Annotated in this window: 11 protein-coding genes, 1 tRNA gene, 2 rRNA genes and 1 pseudogene (1 of these 15 cut by a window edge); 6 read left to right on the forward strand and 9 right to left on the reverse strand. The window is 58.2% G+C overall.

The window, feature by feature from the left end; all coding sequences use genetic code 11:
- Nucleotides 1-2 precede the first annotated feature (2 nt).
- Both N1937_RS17815 and N1937_RS17820 read left to right on the forward strand, forming a co-directional pair.
- Complete coding sequence (locus N1937_RS17815; protein WP_162115715.1) at nucleotides 3-1,058, forward strand: UDP-glucuronic acid decarboxylase family protein; 1,056 nt, start codon at nucleotides 3-5, stop codon at nucleotides 1,056-1,058.
- Nucleotides 1,059-1,091: 33 nt separating this feature from the next.
- On the forward strand, nucleotides 1,092-1,853 hold the full coding sequence (locus tag N1937_RS17820; protein WP_162115716.1) for a TIGR04290 family methyltransferase: 762 nt from the start codon (nucleotides 1,092-1,094) through the stop codon (nucleotides 1,851-1,853).
- Nucleotides 1,854-1,897: 44 nt separating this feature from the next.
- On the opposite strand, the gene N1937_RS17825 is transcribed toward N1937_RS17820, so the two are convergent.
- Nucleotides 1,898-3,295, reverse strand: a complete 1,398-nt coding sequence (locus tag N1937_RS17825) for a cytochrome P450 (RefSeq protein ID WP_260056640.1) — start codon at nucleotides 3,293-3,295, stop codon at nucleotides 1,898-1,900.
- A 175-nt stretch (nucleotides 3,296-3,470) separates the two neighbouring features.
- Between N1937_RS17825 and N1937_RS17830 the strand changes: the two genes are divergently transcribed.
- The gene (locus tag N1937_RS17830) at nucleotides 3,471-4,571 is read left to right on the forward strand and encodes a flavodoxin family protein (protein ID WP_170258604.1); all 1,101 of its coding nucleotides are present in this window, start codon (nucleotides 3,471-3,473) and stop codon (nucleotides 4,569-4,571) included.
- Nucleotides 4,572-4,629: 58 nt separating this feature from the next.
- On the opposite strand, the gene N1937_RS17835 is transcribed toward N1937_RS17830, so the two are convergent.
- Both N1937_RS17835 and N1937_RS17840 read right to left on the reverse strand, forming a co-directional pair.
- Nucleotides 4,630-5,430, reverse strand: coding sequence for an SDR family NAD(P)-dependent oxidoreductase (locus N1937_RS17835; RefSeq protein WP_017967229.1), 801 nt, complete (start codon nucleotides 5,428-5,430; stop codon nucleotides 4,630-4,632).
- A gap of 195 nt (nucleotides 5,431-5,625) precedes the next feature.
- On the reverse strand, nucleotides 5,626-6,153 hold the full coding sequence (locus N1937_RS17840) for a sigma-70 family RNA polymerase sigma factor (protein ID WP_017967228.1): 528 nt from the start codon (nucleotides 6,151-6,153) through the stop codon (nucleotides 5,626-5,628).
- A 471-nt stretch (nucleotides 6,154-6,624) separates the two neighbouring features.
- Between N1937_RS17840 and N1937_RS17845 the strand changes: the two genes are divergently transcribed.
- Nucleotides 6,625-7,125, forward strand: coding sequence for a YciE/YciF ferroxidase family protein (locus tag N1937_RS17845; protein WP_017967227.1), 501 nt, complete (start codon nucleotides 6,625-6,627; stop codon nucleotides 7,123-7,125).
- A 668-nt stretch (nucleotides 7,126-7,793) separates the two neighbouring features.
- Here N1937_RS17845 and N1937_RS17850 read toward each other — a convergent pair.
- From N1937_RS17850 to N1937_RS17860, 3 genes and pseudogenes are all read right to left on the reverse strand, one after another.
- Nucleotides 7,794-7,946 (reverse strand): annotated as a pseudogene (locus N1937_RS17850) (NADP-dependent oxidoreductase); the annotation flags it as partial.
- Between the two features lie 654 nt (nucleotides 7,947-8,600).
- Nucleotides 8,601-9,401 (reverse strand): ATP-dependent Zn protease, encoded by an 801-nt coding sequence (locus N1937_RS17855; protein WP_260056641.1) that lies wholly within the window; start codon nucleotides 9,399-9,401, stop codon nucleotides 8,601-8,603.
- Complete coding sequence (locus N1937_RS17860; protein WP_260056642.1) at nucleotides 9,398-10,849, reverse strand: AAA family ATPase; 1,452 nt, start codon at nucleotides 10,847-10,849, stop codon at nucleotides 9,398-9,400. The genes N1937_RS17855 and N1937_RS17860 overlap by 4 nt, the downstream gene beginning before the upstream one ends.
- A gap of 201 nt (nucleotides 10,850-11,050) precedes the next feature.
- Between N1937_RS17860 and N1937_RS17865 the strand changes: the two genes are divergently transcribed.
- Both N1937_RS17865 and N1937_RS17870 read left to right on the forward strand, forming a co-directional pair.
- Complete coding sequence (locus tag N1937_RS17865) at nucleotides 11,051-11,329, forward strand: hypothetical protein (protein WP_260056643.1); 279 nt, start codon at nucleotides 11,051-11,053, stop codon at nucleotides 11,327-11,329.
- A 57-nt stretch (nucleotides 11,330-11,386) separates the two neighbouring features.
- Nucleotides 11,387-12,076: a hypothetical protein gene (locus N1937_RS17870; protein WP_260056644.1), complete on the forward strand. Its 690-nt coding sequence runs from the start codon at nucleotides 11,387-11,389 to the stop codon at nucleotides 12,074-12,076.
- Between the two features lie 103 nt (nucleotides 12,077-12,179).
- Here the strand turns inward: N1937_RS17870 and N1937_RS17875 are convergent.
- From N1937_RS17875 to N1937_RS17885, 3 genes are all read right to left on the reverse strand, one after another.
- Nucleotides 12,180-12,256: transfer RNA gene (locus N1937_RS17875), tRNA-Met, on the reverse strand.
- A gap of 202 nt (nucleotides 12,257-12,458) precedes the next feature.
- A 5S ribosomal RNA gene (gene rrf, locus N1937_RS17880) occupies nucleotides 12,459-12,573 on the reverse strand.
- 260 nt (nucleotides 12,574-12,833) lie between these two features.
- Nucleotides 12,834-14,986, reverse strand: a 23S ribosomal RNA gene (locus N1937_RS17885); it runs 722 nt beyond the window's last position.

Consider the following 14,986-nt stretch of genomic DNA (forward strand, 5'->3'; position numbering starts at 1 on the left):
TGATGCTGCAAAGGACGCGAAACGGAAGAGTGAAGACTGTGCTGGTCGCCGGAGGAGCCGGTTTCGTCGGTTCGCATTTATGCGATGCGCTGCTGGCACGCGGCGACCGAGTGATCTGTGTCGACAGCTATATCACCGGATCGGAGGACAATGTCCGGCCGTTGATCAACCATCCGAAGTTTCGTTTGGTCGAAAAGGACATCTGCCATCTCCATAGCCTCGACGAGCCTTTGGACCAGATCTACAACCTCGCCTGTGCGGCATCGCCCCCACAATACCAGGCAGACCCGGTGCATACGATGATGACCTGTGTCGCGGGCACCGGCAATTTGCTTTCGCTGGCCGAACAGCATCATGCCTCGCTCCTGCAGGCGTCGACGAGCGAGGTCTATGGCGATCCCGTCGAGCATCCGCAGACGGAGGACTATCGCGGCAATGTCAGCTGCATAGGCCCGCGCGCTTGCTACGACGAAGGCAAGCGGGCGGCGGAAGCGCTTTGCTTCGATACGCTGCGGGCCGGCAAGGTGGACGCACGTGTTGCCCGCATCTTCAACACCTATGGGCCGCGTATGCAGCCGAGCGACGGGCGGATCATCTCCAATCTGCTGGTGCAGTCCATATCAGGCGCGCCGCTGACGATCTATGGAAGCGGCGATCAGACGCGCTCCTTCTGCTTCGTCAGCGACCTCGTCGCGGGCCTGATGGCGCTGATGGATGTCGATCCCAATCCGGGCGTCCCGGTCAATCTCGGCAATCCCGGCGAATTCACGATCAACCAGCTGGTCGATATGGTGTTGGCCATGGTGCCGTCGACATCCGTTGTCGTCCACAAGCCGCTGCCGGAAGACGACCCTCAGCGCAGACGGCCCGATATCTCACGGGCAAAAGAACTTCTCGACTGGCATCCGACGATTCCGCTTGCCGAAGGTCTTCGTCTGACCGCCGAGTGGTTCATCGCCGCGGCCCGTCCTGACGGCGGCTTCGATGGCGCGCAGGTCACGCGGCGGTCGACTTGGCGGCGGCGTGCAAAAGCCGGACGCACCGCGATCGGCGTCTGACATGCGAGCGATAAATGACAAAGGAGAGCCGAGATGGATGCAGCACAGCCGACGAGAGATCAGGAGCTGCAAAAGCGGATTCAGGAACTCGGGCCGTGGTTTCAGAATTTGAACATCGGCGGCCACATGACAGCGGCCGATCATTTCCTCGGAGATTATCCCACCTTCAAATGGAAAGGGTTCCAGCATGTGCTGCCGGCCGATCTCAGCGGCTTCACCGTGCTCGATGTCGGCTGCAACGCCGGCTTCTATTCCCTCGAGATGAAACGCCGCAACGCCGCCCGTGTCGTCGGCATCGATCCCGACCCGCGCTACCTGGCGCAGGCCCGCTTCGCGGCGGAACAATTGCAAGCGGAAATCGAATTCCGGCAGATGTCGGTCTATGACGTCGCCCGACTAGGCGAGAAATTCGATCTGGTAATCTTCATGGGTGTGCTCTATCACCTGCGACACCCCCTGCTGGCGCTGGATCTTCTTTATGAACACGCTGTCGGTGACATGATGCTGTTCCAATGCCTCCAGCGCGGCGACGAGCGCATTCCCGACCTTAGGGAAGATTACGACTTTTCAGAATGGAACATCTTCGACCAGCCTGAATATCCGAAGCTTTTCTTTGTCGAAGAACGCTATGCATCCGATCCGACAAACTGGTTCATTCCCAACCAGGCGGCGGCCGAGGCAATGCTGCGCAGCGCCGGCTTTCGAATTGACGCCCATCCGGAACGCGAGGTCTATCTTTGCCGACGAGGCCAACGCCATTATGCGGTAGAGCCGCCCCTGGTAGTAATGATCTAAAGACTATCGTTGCTGCGGATCGCCACTGCGACGAGGAATGGATTTCAATGAGGCGGAAAGCCTGCCGCAGCATGCGGTGCACTGGCCCCAACCCGCTGCCTGCTGAGCCGTAGCCGAATATCGAAATGGTTGAGGGTGCCGGGCAGATCGTCGACTGTCAGAGATGGCTGAAGCAGCGTGACATCAGTCCCCGACAACAGCGTGCCAATGGCAAGGCTTGCAATCGTCGGTACGAGGTTGTGGGCTGGACATATGGCAGCGCCGGCGCTGAAAGGCACGAATCCGATCGCCGGCAACGCGTCGTTCGGTCCCCAGATACTCGGTTCCATGCGGTTGGCATAAGCCAACTCCGGATCCCGGTGAAAAAAAGGCGCGAAGATAACGACGCCCGTGCCGCGCGCCACGGTCCTATCGTCGGTTTTGATATCCTCCGTCAGCTCTCTGCGAATCACGGGGGTCGTCGGCCAGAGGCGCAGCGCCTCGAGCAGGCAATTGCGCGTGAAAGGACGATCAAGTTCGGGATCTTTGGCTTCGTCAACGGCTTTGGCCCAGTAGCTCGGATGGCAGGCAAGCAGCGCAAGCGTCCGGAAAACGGTAATTCCGGCAGCGTCGAAGGCAAACAGCCATTGGGCCACTTGGCTTTCCAAACCGAAATCGCTGCCTTTCGGCAGCCGACCGATCAGACTGCCCTCTCCCGGCTGGCGCAGATATTGGCCGAGCTGCTGCTGAAACTGCCGGCGCTTGCGCCGATCGATGGAAGCTGCAAAAGCCCAATTCGCCCGGCTTCGAAGATCGTTCAAGGTCTTGGTCAAAGTGACGTCGTTGCGTGCGAGATCGCCGAGTACGATCCGGCGGACAATCCGGAACCAGGCTTGCGAGAAAGCTGACCAATCGAGTTCGTTCCGGCCGCCGGAACCGATGCCGTTCAAAACCTCCAGGAGTTCGGTATCAACGATGGCCTTGAAGCGGGCCGTAGATGGATGCAGCCGGTCCGCGCTTGCCAAAGCATGTTCATGGATCGGCCGAAGCTCGGCTCGCTGCGAGGCGTCTGAAATGAGCACGTTTTCCGGTTCGAAATGCGCAAGAGCGGCACGCTTCTCCCGGGTTGCCGTGGCAAATGGCTGGGGCGAACACTGGAGCACCGTCGAGACGTCGACAGGGTCAAGGATAAGCAACTGCGGCCGGAATGGTATAGGCAAGAGGAGGGGTGCCCGACCATATTTTTTCACCAGCCGCTGCATCTGCTTGACGGCGCCGGTATCCAGACCCTGCCGCTGTGCCAGGCGTTCCATAATCGGGCGGCGAATGATGATGCCTTTGGCAGCCGTCGGAACCATGACAGCCGCAACCACGCGCAGTGTGTCGATCCAGCTGGCGCGATTTATGCGGGCGAAGCCGGCGGGTCTTGCATTGGAAAAGACGGCTTGGTTGCGAGAATTCATGACCGCAAAGCCCCTTGCTGCATGGGATATTTGATCGGCTTCATTTCCGAACCAGGACAACGGCCGATTGTTCCGGTCTGAATCACTGATCCTTGATACATGATGCAACTTGGAGACAGCGGAACAGAAGTCGGCTCACCGCGTTTTGTCGAGCGCATAAATGCGTGGAGTCCCCATGCCTGACGAACCAGCCGCAGACGCACCTGACCTCGAACCGCGAAAAGGCAGCCCAAGCCCTCGCCTCGACGAGAGCGAATTCAAGACGCGTTTCCTGAGCCAGTTCATGGATGCAGCGTATCAGCCCCTGGAAGCCGAACTCGGCAAACTCGCCGCGGCTGCCTGGGATGCTTACGCCCATTCGCGAAAGAGCCCCATAACCAGAAAGGCTGGACCAGGCTTTGCCGATCCAGACTATGATCTCGCCGTGGATTGGATTGTGGCCAGCGGCGAAATTCGCGCTGCGCAAGCGCGCTTCGAGGACGAGCGCGCGCCATCGCGCGTCCTTCTCATCAACGGTTCGTCGCGAAGCGAACATACCTGTCCGGGCGAGCTTTCGAAAAGTTTTCGGATGGTCGAAATCGCCAAGGAGGTGTTCGCCGCCGCCGGCGCCATCGTCAATGTCCTCGACCTCAGTCGCATCGCTTCCGAATACGGCCGACAGATCCATCCGTGCAAGGCGTGCTTCTCGACATCGGCCGCACTCTGTCATTGGCCGTGCTCCTGCTATCCGAATTACTCGCTCGGACAGATCCACGATTGGATGAACGATATCTACCCAATGTGGGTCGAGGCCCATGGCATCATGATCGTCAGTCCGGTGAATTGGTACCAGACGTCCTCGCCGCTGAAACTGATGATCGACCGGCTTGTCTGCGCCGACGGCGGCAATCCGGATCCGACAAGCACGCATGGAAAACATGCCAAGGAGGCCAAAGAGCTTGAGATGCAGGGATGGGACTATCCTCGCCATCTTTCCGGCCGCCTGTTTTCGGTCGTCGTCCACGGCGATACCGAAGGTGTCGAGAATGTCCGCCACAGCGTTTCGAGCTGGCTGACGTCGATGGACCTCATACCGGCAGGAGCATTGGCCGAGGTCGAACGCTACATCGGCTATTGGGAGCCCTACGCCACCAGCCACGACGCCTTCGAAAGAGATAAAGCCTTTCAGGAGGAAGTGCGCAATGCCGCCCGGACGCTGTTGGAAGGCATCACGTCACAACGCAACGGCAAGATGGTGACGGCGGGAAGGCGGTTGAAGCAGCCGCGTGAGAAATGAGCGGCCGCCCGACGGGTCTAGACGTGATTGCCGATCTCGTTAGACCCGTCGGGATAATCTACTCCTTGCCCGAACCTGGTTCAGCCATCTTGGCATGCTGATGCGCAAGAATGCTCGCCGGCGTCACGTTGGCAACGGCTGCCTGCAGCTTATTCTTCCAGCCGCTCACGACATCGCCTTCGCCGTCCATCATGGCGTCAAAGCCGATCTTGGCAACCTCGGCGGGATCATCCTTTTTGGCCTGTCCGACGGAGGTATCCATGAGGTCGGCGCGCCTGAAAAATTCGGTGTCGGTCGCGCCGGGCATCAGGCAGCTGACGGTCACGCCGGTCTCTTTCAACTCCTCGCGCAACGCGAAAGAGAAGCTGTTGATGAAAGCCTTTGTGCCATTGTAGACGGCCTGATAGGAACCAGGCATGAAACCGGCGATGGAGCCGGTCAGCAGAATGCGACCCTCGCCGCGGCTGCGCATCAGGTTGCCGATCTGTTGGACGAGATAAATGGTGCCGACGATGTTCGTATCGACGACTTTCCGGACCTGCGCAAAATCCTGGTCGAGGAAACCGTTGCCGAGGCCGCGCCCGGCATTGGCCATCAGCAGATCGACCGACCGCCCGGAAGCTTCGATGGCTTCCATCAGCCGGTCGACGCCTTCTTCGGTGGAAAGATCGGTTTCGATCGCCTCGACCGAAGTGCCAAATTCCTTGAGGCTCGCCGCTGCTTGCTGGATGCGTCTCTCGTCGGCGGCGATAATCACATCATAGCCTTCCTGCGCCGCGCATTTGGCAAGTTCATAGCCAATACCCGTCGAGGCGCCGGTGATCACCGCGAGACCTTTGCCAGGTTCATTCCTATCCATGTTTTGTCTCCTAGAGTTCGGAAAAGCTGCAGCCACCGAACCTGAAAAGAGAGGGTATGTTCCGGCGAGGGGCGGCGTCTCGAACGTGTGGTGCGGGAGCCTCGGTGGTGCGCCATGTGGCTCCCGATGTTCAGCCGCATAAAAGGACGGCTGTGTGATGATTGCTGATTGGCGGCTGGCGGAACAGGAGCGGCATCAGTCGATGAGTTGGTTCCCCAGCAGCGATTGCAGGGTTTCGCGGGCGCGGCTGACGCGGCTTTTCAAGGTGCCAACCCGGCAGCCGCAGATCCTGGCGGCCTCTTCATAACTCGTTCCGGCGGCGACCAGCGTCAGGGCACGGCGTCTGTCGTCGGAGAGGCGCGTCAATGCCTGTCGCAGTTCGCGCTCGCGAAGCGCCCACTCCTGGCTTGGCGCGATTGCGACTTGCTCCATCGTCACATCCATCCCGACCGGCTCGCGCTGCCGGCGACGATAGTTGCTGCAGAACGTATTTCGAAGGATGGTGAAGAGCCAGGATTTAAGAGAGGTGCCGGGATGGTAGAGATGAATTGAATTCAATGCCTTCAGCAGCGTTTCCTGCACGAGATCATCGATGTCGTCCTCACTGCGCAGGAACCTTCGGGCAAAGGCGTGCAACGCCGCTGTCAGTTCGACAATCTCCAGCTCGATCTGGGATGTTTCTTCGCAATGTGAGGCAGGACGCGGTGAAGATAGAGACGTCATTTTTTCTCTCCTGAGATGAAAAGGAAAGTCCCGAACTCCCGGATCGTTGCTGTGCGATATCGGACAGACATCTCGTTTCGCTCATCGGCAGACCTCTTCCAAAGCGACAGAACGCATGAAGATGCCGGGAACCGGTGGCGGATCGTCCACAGGCATCGTTCAAGGCGACACGTTCCGGACTCGGAAACGATGATCCGGCAAAAATCGTTCCTGCGCGATGCCGCACCATATTAATAACATTCAGTTATTCGAAGAGTTCCGTGTGTACGGGGCCAAATCTCGTGAAAAAGCAGAGAATTGAGGAACAACAAACGGCGACAAATGTTTGAACTATCGCCGACTGGAACCCTTTAAGTCGGTCTCGTCCTTGGCCGGACCGAGATGGCGCCTCCGATATCGGGGCGTCATCTCCGCGCTGAAACGTTCGACCCAGCGAGAGCTCATTTTATCAACACGCCATAGGAGGACTCAATGGCAACCGAGAAGACCCTGAACGATCTGTTCCTCGACACGCTCAAGGATATTTACTACGCCGAAAAACAGATCCTGAAGGCGCTGCCGAAAATGGCCCGCGCCGCCCAGTCGGAGGAAGGCAAAGCCGGTTTTCTGCAGCATCGGGACGAGACCCAAGCCCAGGTCGAACGTCTCGAACAGGTTTTTGAAATGATCGGCAAGCCGGCACGTGGCAAGACCTGCGAAGCCATTCAGGGAATCATTGCCGAAGCTGATGAGATCATGGAGGAGTTCAAGGGCACGGTTGCCCTGGATGCCGGACTGATCTCTTCGGCTCAGGCCGTGGAGCACTACGAGATCGCTCGCTATGGCACGCTGATCGCATGGGCAAAGCAACTCGGCCTCAAGGACGCCGTCCCGCTGCTGCAGGCAACACTTGCGGAAGAAGAGGCGACCGACAAGAAACTCACGCAGATTGCCGAGTCCACAGCAAATGCCAAGGGAAAGCGAGCGGCCTGATACGGTAACGCGCCTTCACGGCCGCCGCATGGCGGCCGTTTATCGTGCGGCTTTGCACCCGGCCTCGGCGATAGACGGCAAGCCATCATGCCCCAATGCTAGATGAGTTCGATATGAGCGTAATCAGTTTCGATAAACTCCGCGACAGGCGCGAACGGCCTGACGCTCAATTCGTCCGAACGGACGACCACGGGCAGGTAATGTATCTCTTCGCACTTGAATACGAGATGGGCCAATCGACTTGGTCTGCCAAGATCTGGGCCTATTCATTTGAAGATGCCGAAATGCGGGTGAAGGCAATGCGTGAGAGCCTTACGGTCTGCGGGCAGATGCATACGTCGATAGGCGCTTAATCGACCGAAAAGCAATCGATCGACGGTGGACAGCTAGATCCGCCGCTCCTGACTTTCCTGATAAGGCTGGCAACGCGGCGTCGCATGCCCTACCGAGAGCTGCAACACTCTCCGTTGCCTCGCGAACATATCGGCTCCGGCGGCTCATAGGCGAGTCGCGCGCGCAAGGCGCGATGCGTTTCAACAGAAAGATCACAAATGGTGACCGCCGGCAGTGACATCATCCTCTCACAAACAACAACGGACCGCTGACGCGCCTCCGGCGAACCGGACCAGCGCACTCGCGGCACAGTGCTCAGCGCCTTCCGTTGTTTTTCACGGGAGAATGCGGATGACCGTCTTTCCCGCGCGCCGCTCCGTCGAATTGAAGGCGGCGACCGCATCGTCCAGACTTGGAACTTTGCCGATGTTCGTCCGAACTCTTCCGTCCCGGACCCGCTGAACGAGCTCGGACAGCTGGGTACGATCGCCCGGTCCGACCGGAGAACGGGCGATGCGCTCGTCCAGGCGCGCCAATGCGAGGCCGGGGCGAGAAATCGGCCGCAGCAGCCGCAGCAGGGTCCGGGTCGGCAATTTTGAGAGATCGTAAGGCATTGAAGATATGGTAAATAAGCAATTAACCAGAAGCGATATGCGCTTTATCTTCCGCCATGCCCGTAAATTTTAAATCAGATCCTGACCAGCGATAAGTACTGGTTATCGATTGTTATATTTTCTATAATAAAAGGAGAAATTATATTAATTCTAGACGCTAGAACTTCTTCTATGGCTATTTTATTTAACTTTTCCCGAAATTCACCCTGAATTATTCTTAATATTATTATCTACCGGCGTCGGATCCGCGGCTGCCTCGCGTTCAGCTCGCGCTGAGACTGAGGTGCTAAGTGTTTCCCTCTTGTTGTCGTTGATAGCCGTCGATGGAGAGAGGACCGGCGCAAGGCGTTTGTCGCAGAAACGGAATCTTCAGGTTCTGAATCGGATTTCCGTGGCATTGAAATAAATGAGCTCAATTTGTTTCAACGTGCCCGCAACCAAAGGCGACGTGGATCGCAGGACGGCCAAGTCCTGATAGTGTTCGCACGCCGCCGTCTGAGCAGTGGCGTGCTGGTCTATGATAGCCTTTCAGGCCGGCGCGCCTAGAATCGCGGCGACCGCATCCCAATCGAGCGCCTGGTGATCAAAGAGTTCCCGCGCCAGCCGGTCGAAGGCGGCTCGGTTTTCGCGGATCACCTCGGTTGCCCTTGCCTGCGCAAACTCCAGCCGCCGATGAACTCGATCTGCGAGCTCGACGTCGCGCGTCAGGGCAACGGTTAGATCCCGGTGTGCGAGATAGAGCAAGGGATGATGACCGCCGAAGCCGAGGGCCTGCTCCATGTCGAGAGCGATCCATGTCGCACGGGCGAGATCGCTGTGCTCTGCGCCGCCGGAACCGGCCGACGCAGATTTGAGCACGATCAGTTCGGCCGCGCGTCCGGCTAGTAACATGGCGAGGAGCCGCTCATACCATTCCGCGGTATCCGGTGCGCCAGTCGCGAAAGACACCGCGTTGTGGCCCCCGTCCTTGGTATCAATCGTTAGGCCCTTGATGGATCCGAGACGCAGAGCGTGATGGACGATGGCATGACCTGCCTCGTGGATCGCAAATCGCCAGCGGACGTCATAAGGAACCGGCGGTCGATGACCGCGGATGCCGGCTTCGATATCGTCATAAGTCAGGCGCCGCTTTTCGCGTCGCGCCTTTAGCCTTGCCTCGGGCACGATGCGTTCAATGTCGGCGCCGGTGAGGCCCATCGCCCGCGTTGCCAGACGCAGGAGAGTTTGCGCAACGACGTTGTCTCTTTCATGCCGATCCGGCCCGTTACTTCCTTCCCGAGCGCTATCGGGCCGAAACGTTTCGCGTCTGGTTTCCGTGATCCTGATCATGGCTGCGCTCCTTCCAGACCTTCCACTCCCACGATGATGTCGAGATCGGGACCGAGTTGATGGGCGAGAATGCCAGCGAGCGGCAGAATGTCGGGCCGTGGGATGTCGATGTGCGTCTCCAGCCTCCCTGATCGACGGATCGCTTCGTCGATCTCATTCGGCCGGTTGGTGGCGCCGACAACGATGACGCCCTCGCTCTTCACCGCGCCATCGAGGAGCTCAAGCAGCTTGTTGACGCAAGCGTTCCAGTAGTCAGCGTACTGCCTCCAAGCGCTTACCCTCATGCCGATGCCATCGATCTCGTCGACGAAGAGGATGCACGGCGCCTGTGCCCTCGCTTGGGTAAAAGTGTCCGCCATACGATCAAGCACTGCATGAAGATACTCTCCTTGCAGCCAGGTCGAGACGGAGGTGACGACCAGAGGCACTTGCAGACTATTGCATAAAGCGCGTGCAAAGGTCGTCTTGCCGATTCCCGGTGGGCCGGACAAGAGAAGCTTGGTGCTCATATCGGACCAGGCAAGATCCCCGGCAAGATAATCCGCCAGGTCCGATTTCAACCCGAGCGCCCAGTCCTTTGCCGCGCCGTATCCGGTCAAGGTCTCGACCAGCAGCGCCGGTCCACCCTTTCCCGACACTCCACGGTCGGCAGGCTCTGGCTGGATGACCTCCGCACCGGTCGGCTTGCCTTTCGATCCGCCTTTGCGTTTGTCCGTCGATGAGGACGAGGCGTCGCCATCGGCGGTGCGCTCCTGCGATGTCTGGCGCGCTCGATCAGTGGGGCTCTGCATGATCAGCCGCCGCGCGGAGGCAGTAGTGTCTCTGTCTTTTTCACCGTCGCGATCCTCGCGATTGTGGTCCGCCAGCCCGGCCAGCGCATCAATGCTGGCAAGCAGCGCTCGGCCAGGCCGGATGGCGATGGCAAGATCGTCCAGAGTCAATGCGCCCGCGTCGATCTCGGCAATGGAGCCGGCACGGGACGAGACGGTGCCGCTTCCGTATACCGCTTCCAGCAGATCCGTGATGAGGATAGTGTCGATTCCGCTGCCGCTAAGCCGCACGTCGCAAGTCAGATCGATTTGATCCGGAACGCCCTGATCAGTCTCCGATACGGCAAGAACCGGCGAGCCGTGCGCCACGGCCCAGAGCAACTGGCGCCGCATGGACGAGCGGCTTGGGCGGTCAGTCCGGGCGACCGGAATCTGCAGGAAGACACGTTTGGTTTCGCCTTCTACCCACCTCCAGATTTCGTCAACAAAGGCAAAATCCGCGGCCATGCCGACATAGGGGCCGAACGGCATAAAGGCTGTCGCTTCGACAAGCTGCGGCAGCGCCCGCTCGAACCCTTCGACCAGCACCTCCACGGCGAAGACTGCAGCAGGCCGACGAAGGAGCGAGACCACATCGCGCAGCTCAACACCCGATTCCTCCATGGTCGCTGCGAGCAAAAGCACTGTCGCCATGTCTTTGATGCTCGGCACCTCACCGGCTTCGCCGACAGCCCTCACCGCATAGATAGGCGTCGTACCATCGACGCCGCTTCCGGTTGGAGAGTGTCGCTTGAGATGCGCCGGCCAGACAGATGCGGGGGACAGGAGGTCGGGCCGCCTGCTCGCGTCCATCGGGGCCTCGATCAGGAAGGATGCGAGATGATCGCGCACCCACTGCCGATCTCGCTCGGCCTCGCCCGTCAGATAGGACTGATCGAAGGCCGGCGTAAAGCGGCCGACGACATGGCCGTCGACGATGGCGGCGGTCATGGTCAGCAGGCCGGTACGGACGGCCAACCGCCGGGTCTTACGGCGCTGGACATGACGCAGGCGTCGAAGCAGGAAAGAAGAGAGACGATCCATCAGCCTTCCTCCATCGCATCAACCAAAGAAGCGGAAACAATTTCCGCAGCACCAGCACGAGGCATGGCAGCGTGAAGATCGCTCAAGGCGGCCCAATGGGTCCTGAACTGCATTCCGGTGGCGTTCTACTCGATGGAGATTTTCGATCGCATTTCGCAGAGGATGATTACGCATGAGGTCAACCTCCTGAAGCAGTCGCCTTCCCAACGGGATGAACTGACGGCCGCGCTGAAGGCGACCACCCAACGCCAGAACAGCATCATCCAGCAGATCAGCGATCGAGCTGCGGAAGGCCGCCCTCGCCTCGCCGCGCTCGACGATCAATTGGACGAACTGGAAGCGACGCGCGAGAAGCTGGCGGCGGACCTGAATGCACTGGCAGAGCCGGTGGAGGATTTTCAGGAGAAGATCGCCAAGCTCAAGGCGCAGTTCAATCCCACTAATATGGAGATCATCATCCGCAAGCTCATCCTCCTCGCTCGCCACAATGCCGATGAACAAGCCAAGCAGCGGCTGATGCCCATAGTGCGCGATTTGATCCAGACCGTCGTGATCGGCAAGACGCCGGGCCATCAGCCGGCATCCCTGCAGGTCCACGGATCAATCGCCAACATCATGGCATCCATGGAGGCGATTGACGTGCTCGAGCAGCAATTTCTGGCTGCCGCCCAGAACGACCTGATGGCGAAGATTGCCTCCGGCGAGATCGACACGGAAGCCAAAAAAAACAAAGCTCCTCGACGCTTACGCGGAGGAACTCAAGAGCAAATACCCGGAGTGGGCAAATTTGCAAGTTTCAGTGGTTGCGGGGGCAGGATTTGAACCTGCGGCCTTCAGGTTATGGTCCGCAGGACGAGGAGCTACCATCGCAAGCGAAGATGAAGTCTTCGCGCCAGCGATATTGCTCAGGATTGTATTTGGGATTTGGTTGCGGGGGCAGGATTTGAACCTGCGGCCTTCAGGTTATGAGCCTGACGAGCTACCGGGCTGCTCCACCCCGCGCCATGATGAGCTGTCTGGGGCAAGCCCGGACTTTTTGTTTGCCGATCCTCGAAGGCTTTGCCTTCTGCGGTTCCGGCGGGGGCTGCTCCACCCCGCGTTATTATATTACAGCAGAAAGGGCCGCTTGGGCGACCCTTTTTGTTCGGCATGGGCCGTTTGTTTTGTTTAGAGAAGATTGTTTTATCAAAGTTGCGTTTTGCAGACCTGGCAGCGACCTACTCTCCCGCGTCTTAAGACGAAGTACCATGGGCGCAGGGGCGTTTCACGGCCGTGTTCGGAAAGGGAACGGGTGCAGCCACCCCGCCATAACCACCAGGTCGGCAAAGCGCAACTTTGTTGTTTTGAGAAGCTGGATTTGGAGCGAATAGGGAGTAGCCAATAGCGAATAGCGCTATTTGGTTCTCTTTCGCTGGTTTTGAACACGTCTTTTGGAACCTCTTCCGGCTGCGGGTGCTTGTGGCACCGATACAGGCCAGAGGCCGTCGCCAATCGTTTGGCGGGCCGTCCGCAGCGCCATGGCGCGTCAGGACAAAGGTCTGGCACATCGAACTTTGTTCGATGAGCATAGTCAATGAGAACGATCAAGCCGATCGAGCTATTAGTACCGGTAAGCTTCATGCGTTGCCGCACTTCCACACCCGGCCTATCAACGTGGTCGTCTTCCACGGCTCTGATAGGGAATACTCGTTTTCAGGTGGGTTTCCCGCTTAGATGCCTTCAGCGGTTATCCCGTCCATATGTAGCTACCCTGCTATGCCCTTGGCAGGACAACAGGTCCACCAGAGATATGTCCATCCCGGTCCTCTCGTACTAGGGACAGATCCTGTCAATATTCCTACACCCACGGCAGATAGGGACCGAACTGTCTCACGACGTTCTGAACCCAGCTCACGTACCGCTTTAATTGGCGAACAGCCAAACCCTTGGGACCTGCTCCAGCCCCAGGATGCGATGAGCCGACATCGAGGTGCCAAACAACCCCGTCGATATGGACTCTTGGGGGTCATCAGCCTGTTATCCCCGGCGTACCTTTTATCCGTTGAGCGATGGCCCTTCCACGCGGGACCACCGGATCACTATGACCGACTTTCGTCTCTGCTCGACTTGTCAGTCTCGCAGTCAGGCGGGCTTATGCCATTGCACTCGACGACCGATTTCCGACCGGTCTGAGCCCACCATCGCGCGCCTCCGTTACTCTTTCGGAGGCGACCGCCCCAGTCAAACTACCCACCATACACTGTCCCGGACCCGGATGACGGGCCGCGGTTAGACATCCATGACGATAAGGGTGGTATTTCAAGGATGGCTCCACGGAAACTGGCGTCCCCGCTTCAAAGCCTACCACCTATCCTACACATGCCGACACGAATGCCAGTGTAAAGCTATAGTAAAGGTGCACGGGGTCTTTCCGTCTGACCGCAGGAACCCCGCATCTTCACGGGGAATTCAATTTCACTGAGTCTATGTTGGAGACAGCGGGGAAGTCGTTACGCCATTCGTGCAGGTCGGAACTTACCCGACAAGGAATTTCGCTACCTTAGGACCGTTATAGTTACGGCCGCCGTTTACTGGGGCTTCGATTCAAAGCTTGCACCTCTCCTCTTAACCTTCCAGCACCGGGCAGGCGTCAGACCCTATACGTCGTCTTGCGACTTCGCAGAGCCCTGTGTTTTTGATAAACAGTCGCTACCCCCTGGTCTGTGCCACCCCATAATAGTTGCCTACCATGGGGTCACGCTTCTTCCGAAGTTACGCGTGCAATTTGCCGAGTTCCTTCAACATAGTTCTCTCAAGCGCCTTGGTATACTCTACCTGACCACCTGTGTCGGTTTCGGGTACGGTCTATACGGTGGAGCTATTTCCTGGAACCGCTCCGCTGCCCTGATAATCCAATAAACCAGAACAACTTGTGCAATCCGTCACTACCACCAGGCCCACGAATATTAACGTGGTTCCCATCGACTACGCATTTCTGCCTCGCCTTAGGGGCTTAAACCCTGCTCAGATTAACTTTAAGCAGGAACCCTTGGTCTTTCGGCGAGAGGGTCTCTCACCCTCTTTATCGTTACTCATGTCAACATTCGCACTTCCGATACCTCCAGGAGCCCTCACGGGTCTCCCTTCATCAGCTTACGGAACGCTCCGCTACCACTTGCATTACTGCAAATCCTCAGCTTCGGTGCATGGCTTCAGCCCCGTTACATTTTCGGCGCAAAGACCCTTATTTAGACCAGTGAGCTGTTACGCTTTCTTTAAATGATGGCTGCTTCTAAGCCAACATCCTGGTTGTTTTGGGATCCTCACATCCTTTCCCACTTAGCCATGACTTGGGGACCTTAGCTGGAGGTTAGGGTTGTTGCCCTTTTCACGACGGACGTTAGCACCCGCCGTGTGTCTGCCGAGTAGTACTCCCCGGTATTCGGAGTTTGGTTAGGATCAGTAAGACGGTGAGTCCCCATAGCCCATCCAGTGCTCTACCCCCGGGGTATTCGCTCGACGCTCTACCTAAATAGATTTCGCGGAGAACCAGCTATTTCCGAGTTTGATTGGCCTTTCACCCCTAGCCACAAGTCATCCCAATCTATTGCAACAGATGCGGGTTCGGTCCTCCAGTTGGTGTTACCCAACCTTCAACCTGCTCATGGCTAGATCACTCGGTTTCGGGTCTAATGCAACAAACTAAATCGCCCTATTCAGACTCGCTTTCGCTTCGCCTACACCTACCGGCTT

Source organism: Rhizobium sp. WSM4643 (assembly GCF_025152745.1).
Taxonomy (GTDB): Bacteria; Pseudomonadota; Alphaproteobacteria; order Rhizobiales; family Rhizobiaceae; genus Rhizobium; species Rhizobium leguminosarum_I.

Coding starts and splice junctions, on each gene's coding strand:
- N1937_RS17815 (WP_162115715.1), top strand. CDS start 3: ATGCTGCAAAGGACGCGAAACGGAAGAGTGAAGACTGTGCTGGTCGCC.
- N1937_RS17820 (WP_162115716.1), top strand. CDS start 1,092: ATGGATGCAGCACAGCCGACGAGAGATCAGGAGCTGCAAAAGCGGATT.
- N1937_RS17825 (WP_260056640.1), bottom strand. CDS start 3,295: ATGAATTCTCGCAACCAAGCCGTCTTTTCCAATGCAAGACCCGCCGGC.
- N1937_RS17830 (WP_170258604.1), top strand. CDS start 3,471: ATGCCTGACGAACCAGCCGCAGACGCACCTGACCTCGAACCGCGAAAA.
- N1937_RS17835 (WP_017967229.1), bottom strand. CDS start 5,430: ATGGATAGGAATGAACCTGGCAAAGGTCTCGCGGTGATCACCGGCGCC.
- N1937_RS17840 (WP_017967228.1), bottom strand. CDS start 6,153: ATGACGTCTCTATCTTCACCGCGTCCTGCCTCACATTGCGAAGAAACA.
- N1937_RS17845 (WP_017967227.1), top strand. CDS start 6,625: ATGGCAACCGAGAAGACCCTGAACGATCTGTTCCTCGACACGCTCAAG.
- N1937_RS17855 (WP_260056641.1), bottom strand. CDS start 9,401: ATGATCAGGATCACGGAAACCAGACGCGAAACGTTTCGGCCCGATAGC.
- N1937_RS17865 (WP_260056643.1), top strand. CDS start 11,051: ATGATCGCGCACCCACTGCCGATCTCGCTCGGCCTCGCCCGTCAGATA.
- N1937_RS17870 (WP_260056644.1), top strand. CDS start 11,387: ATGGAGATTTTCGATCGCATTTCGCAGAGGATGATTACGCATGAGGTC.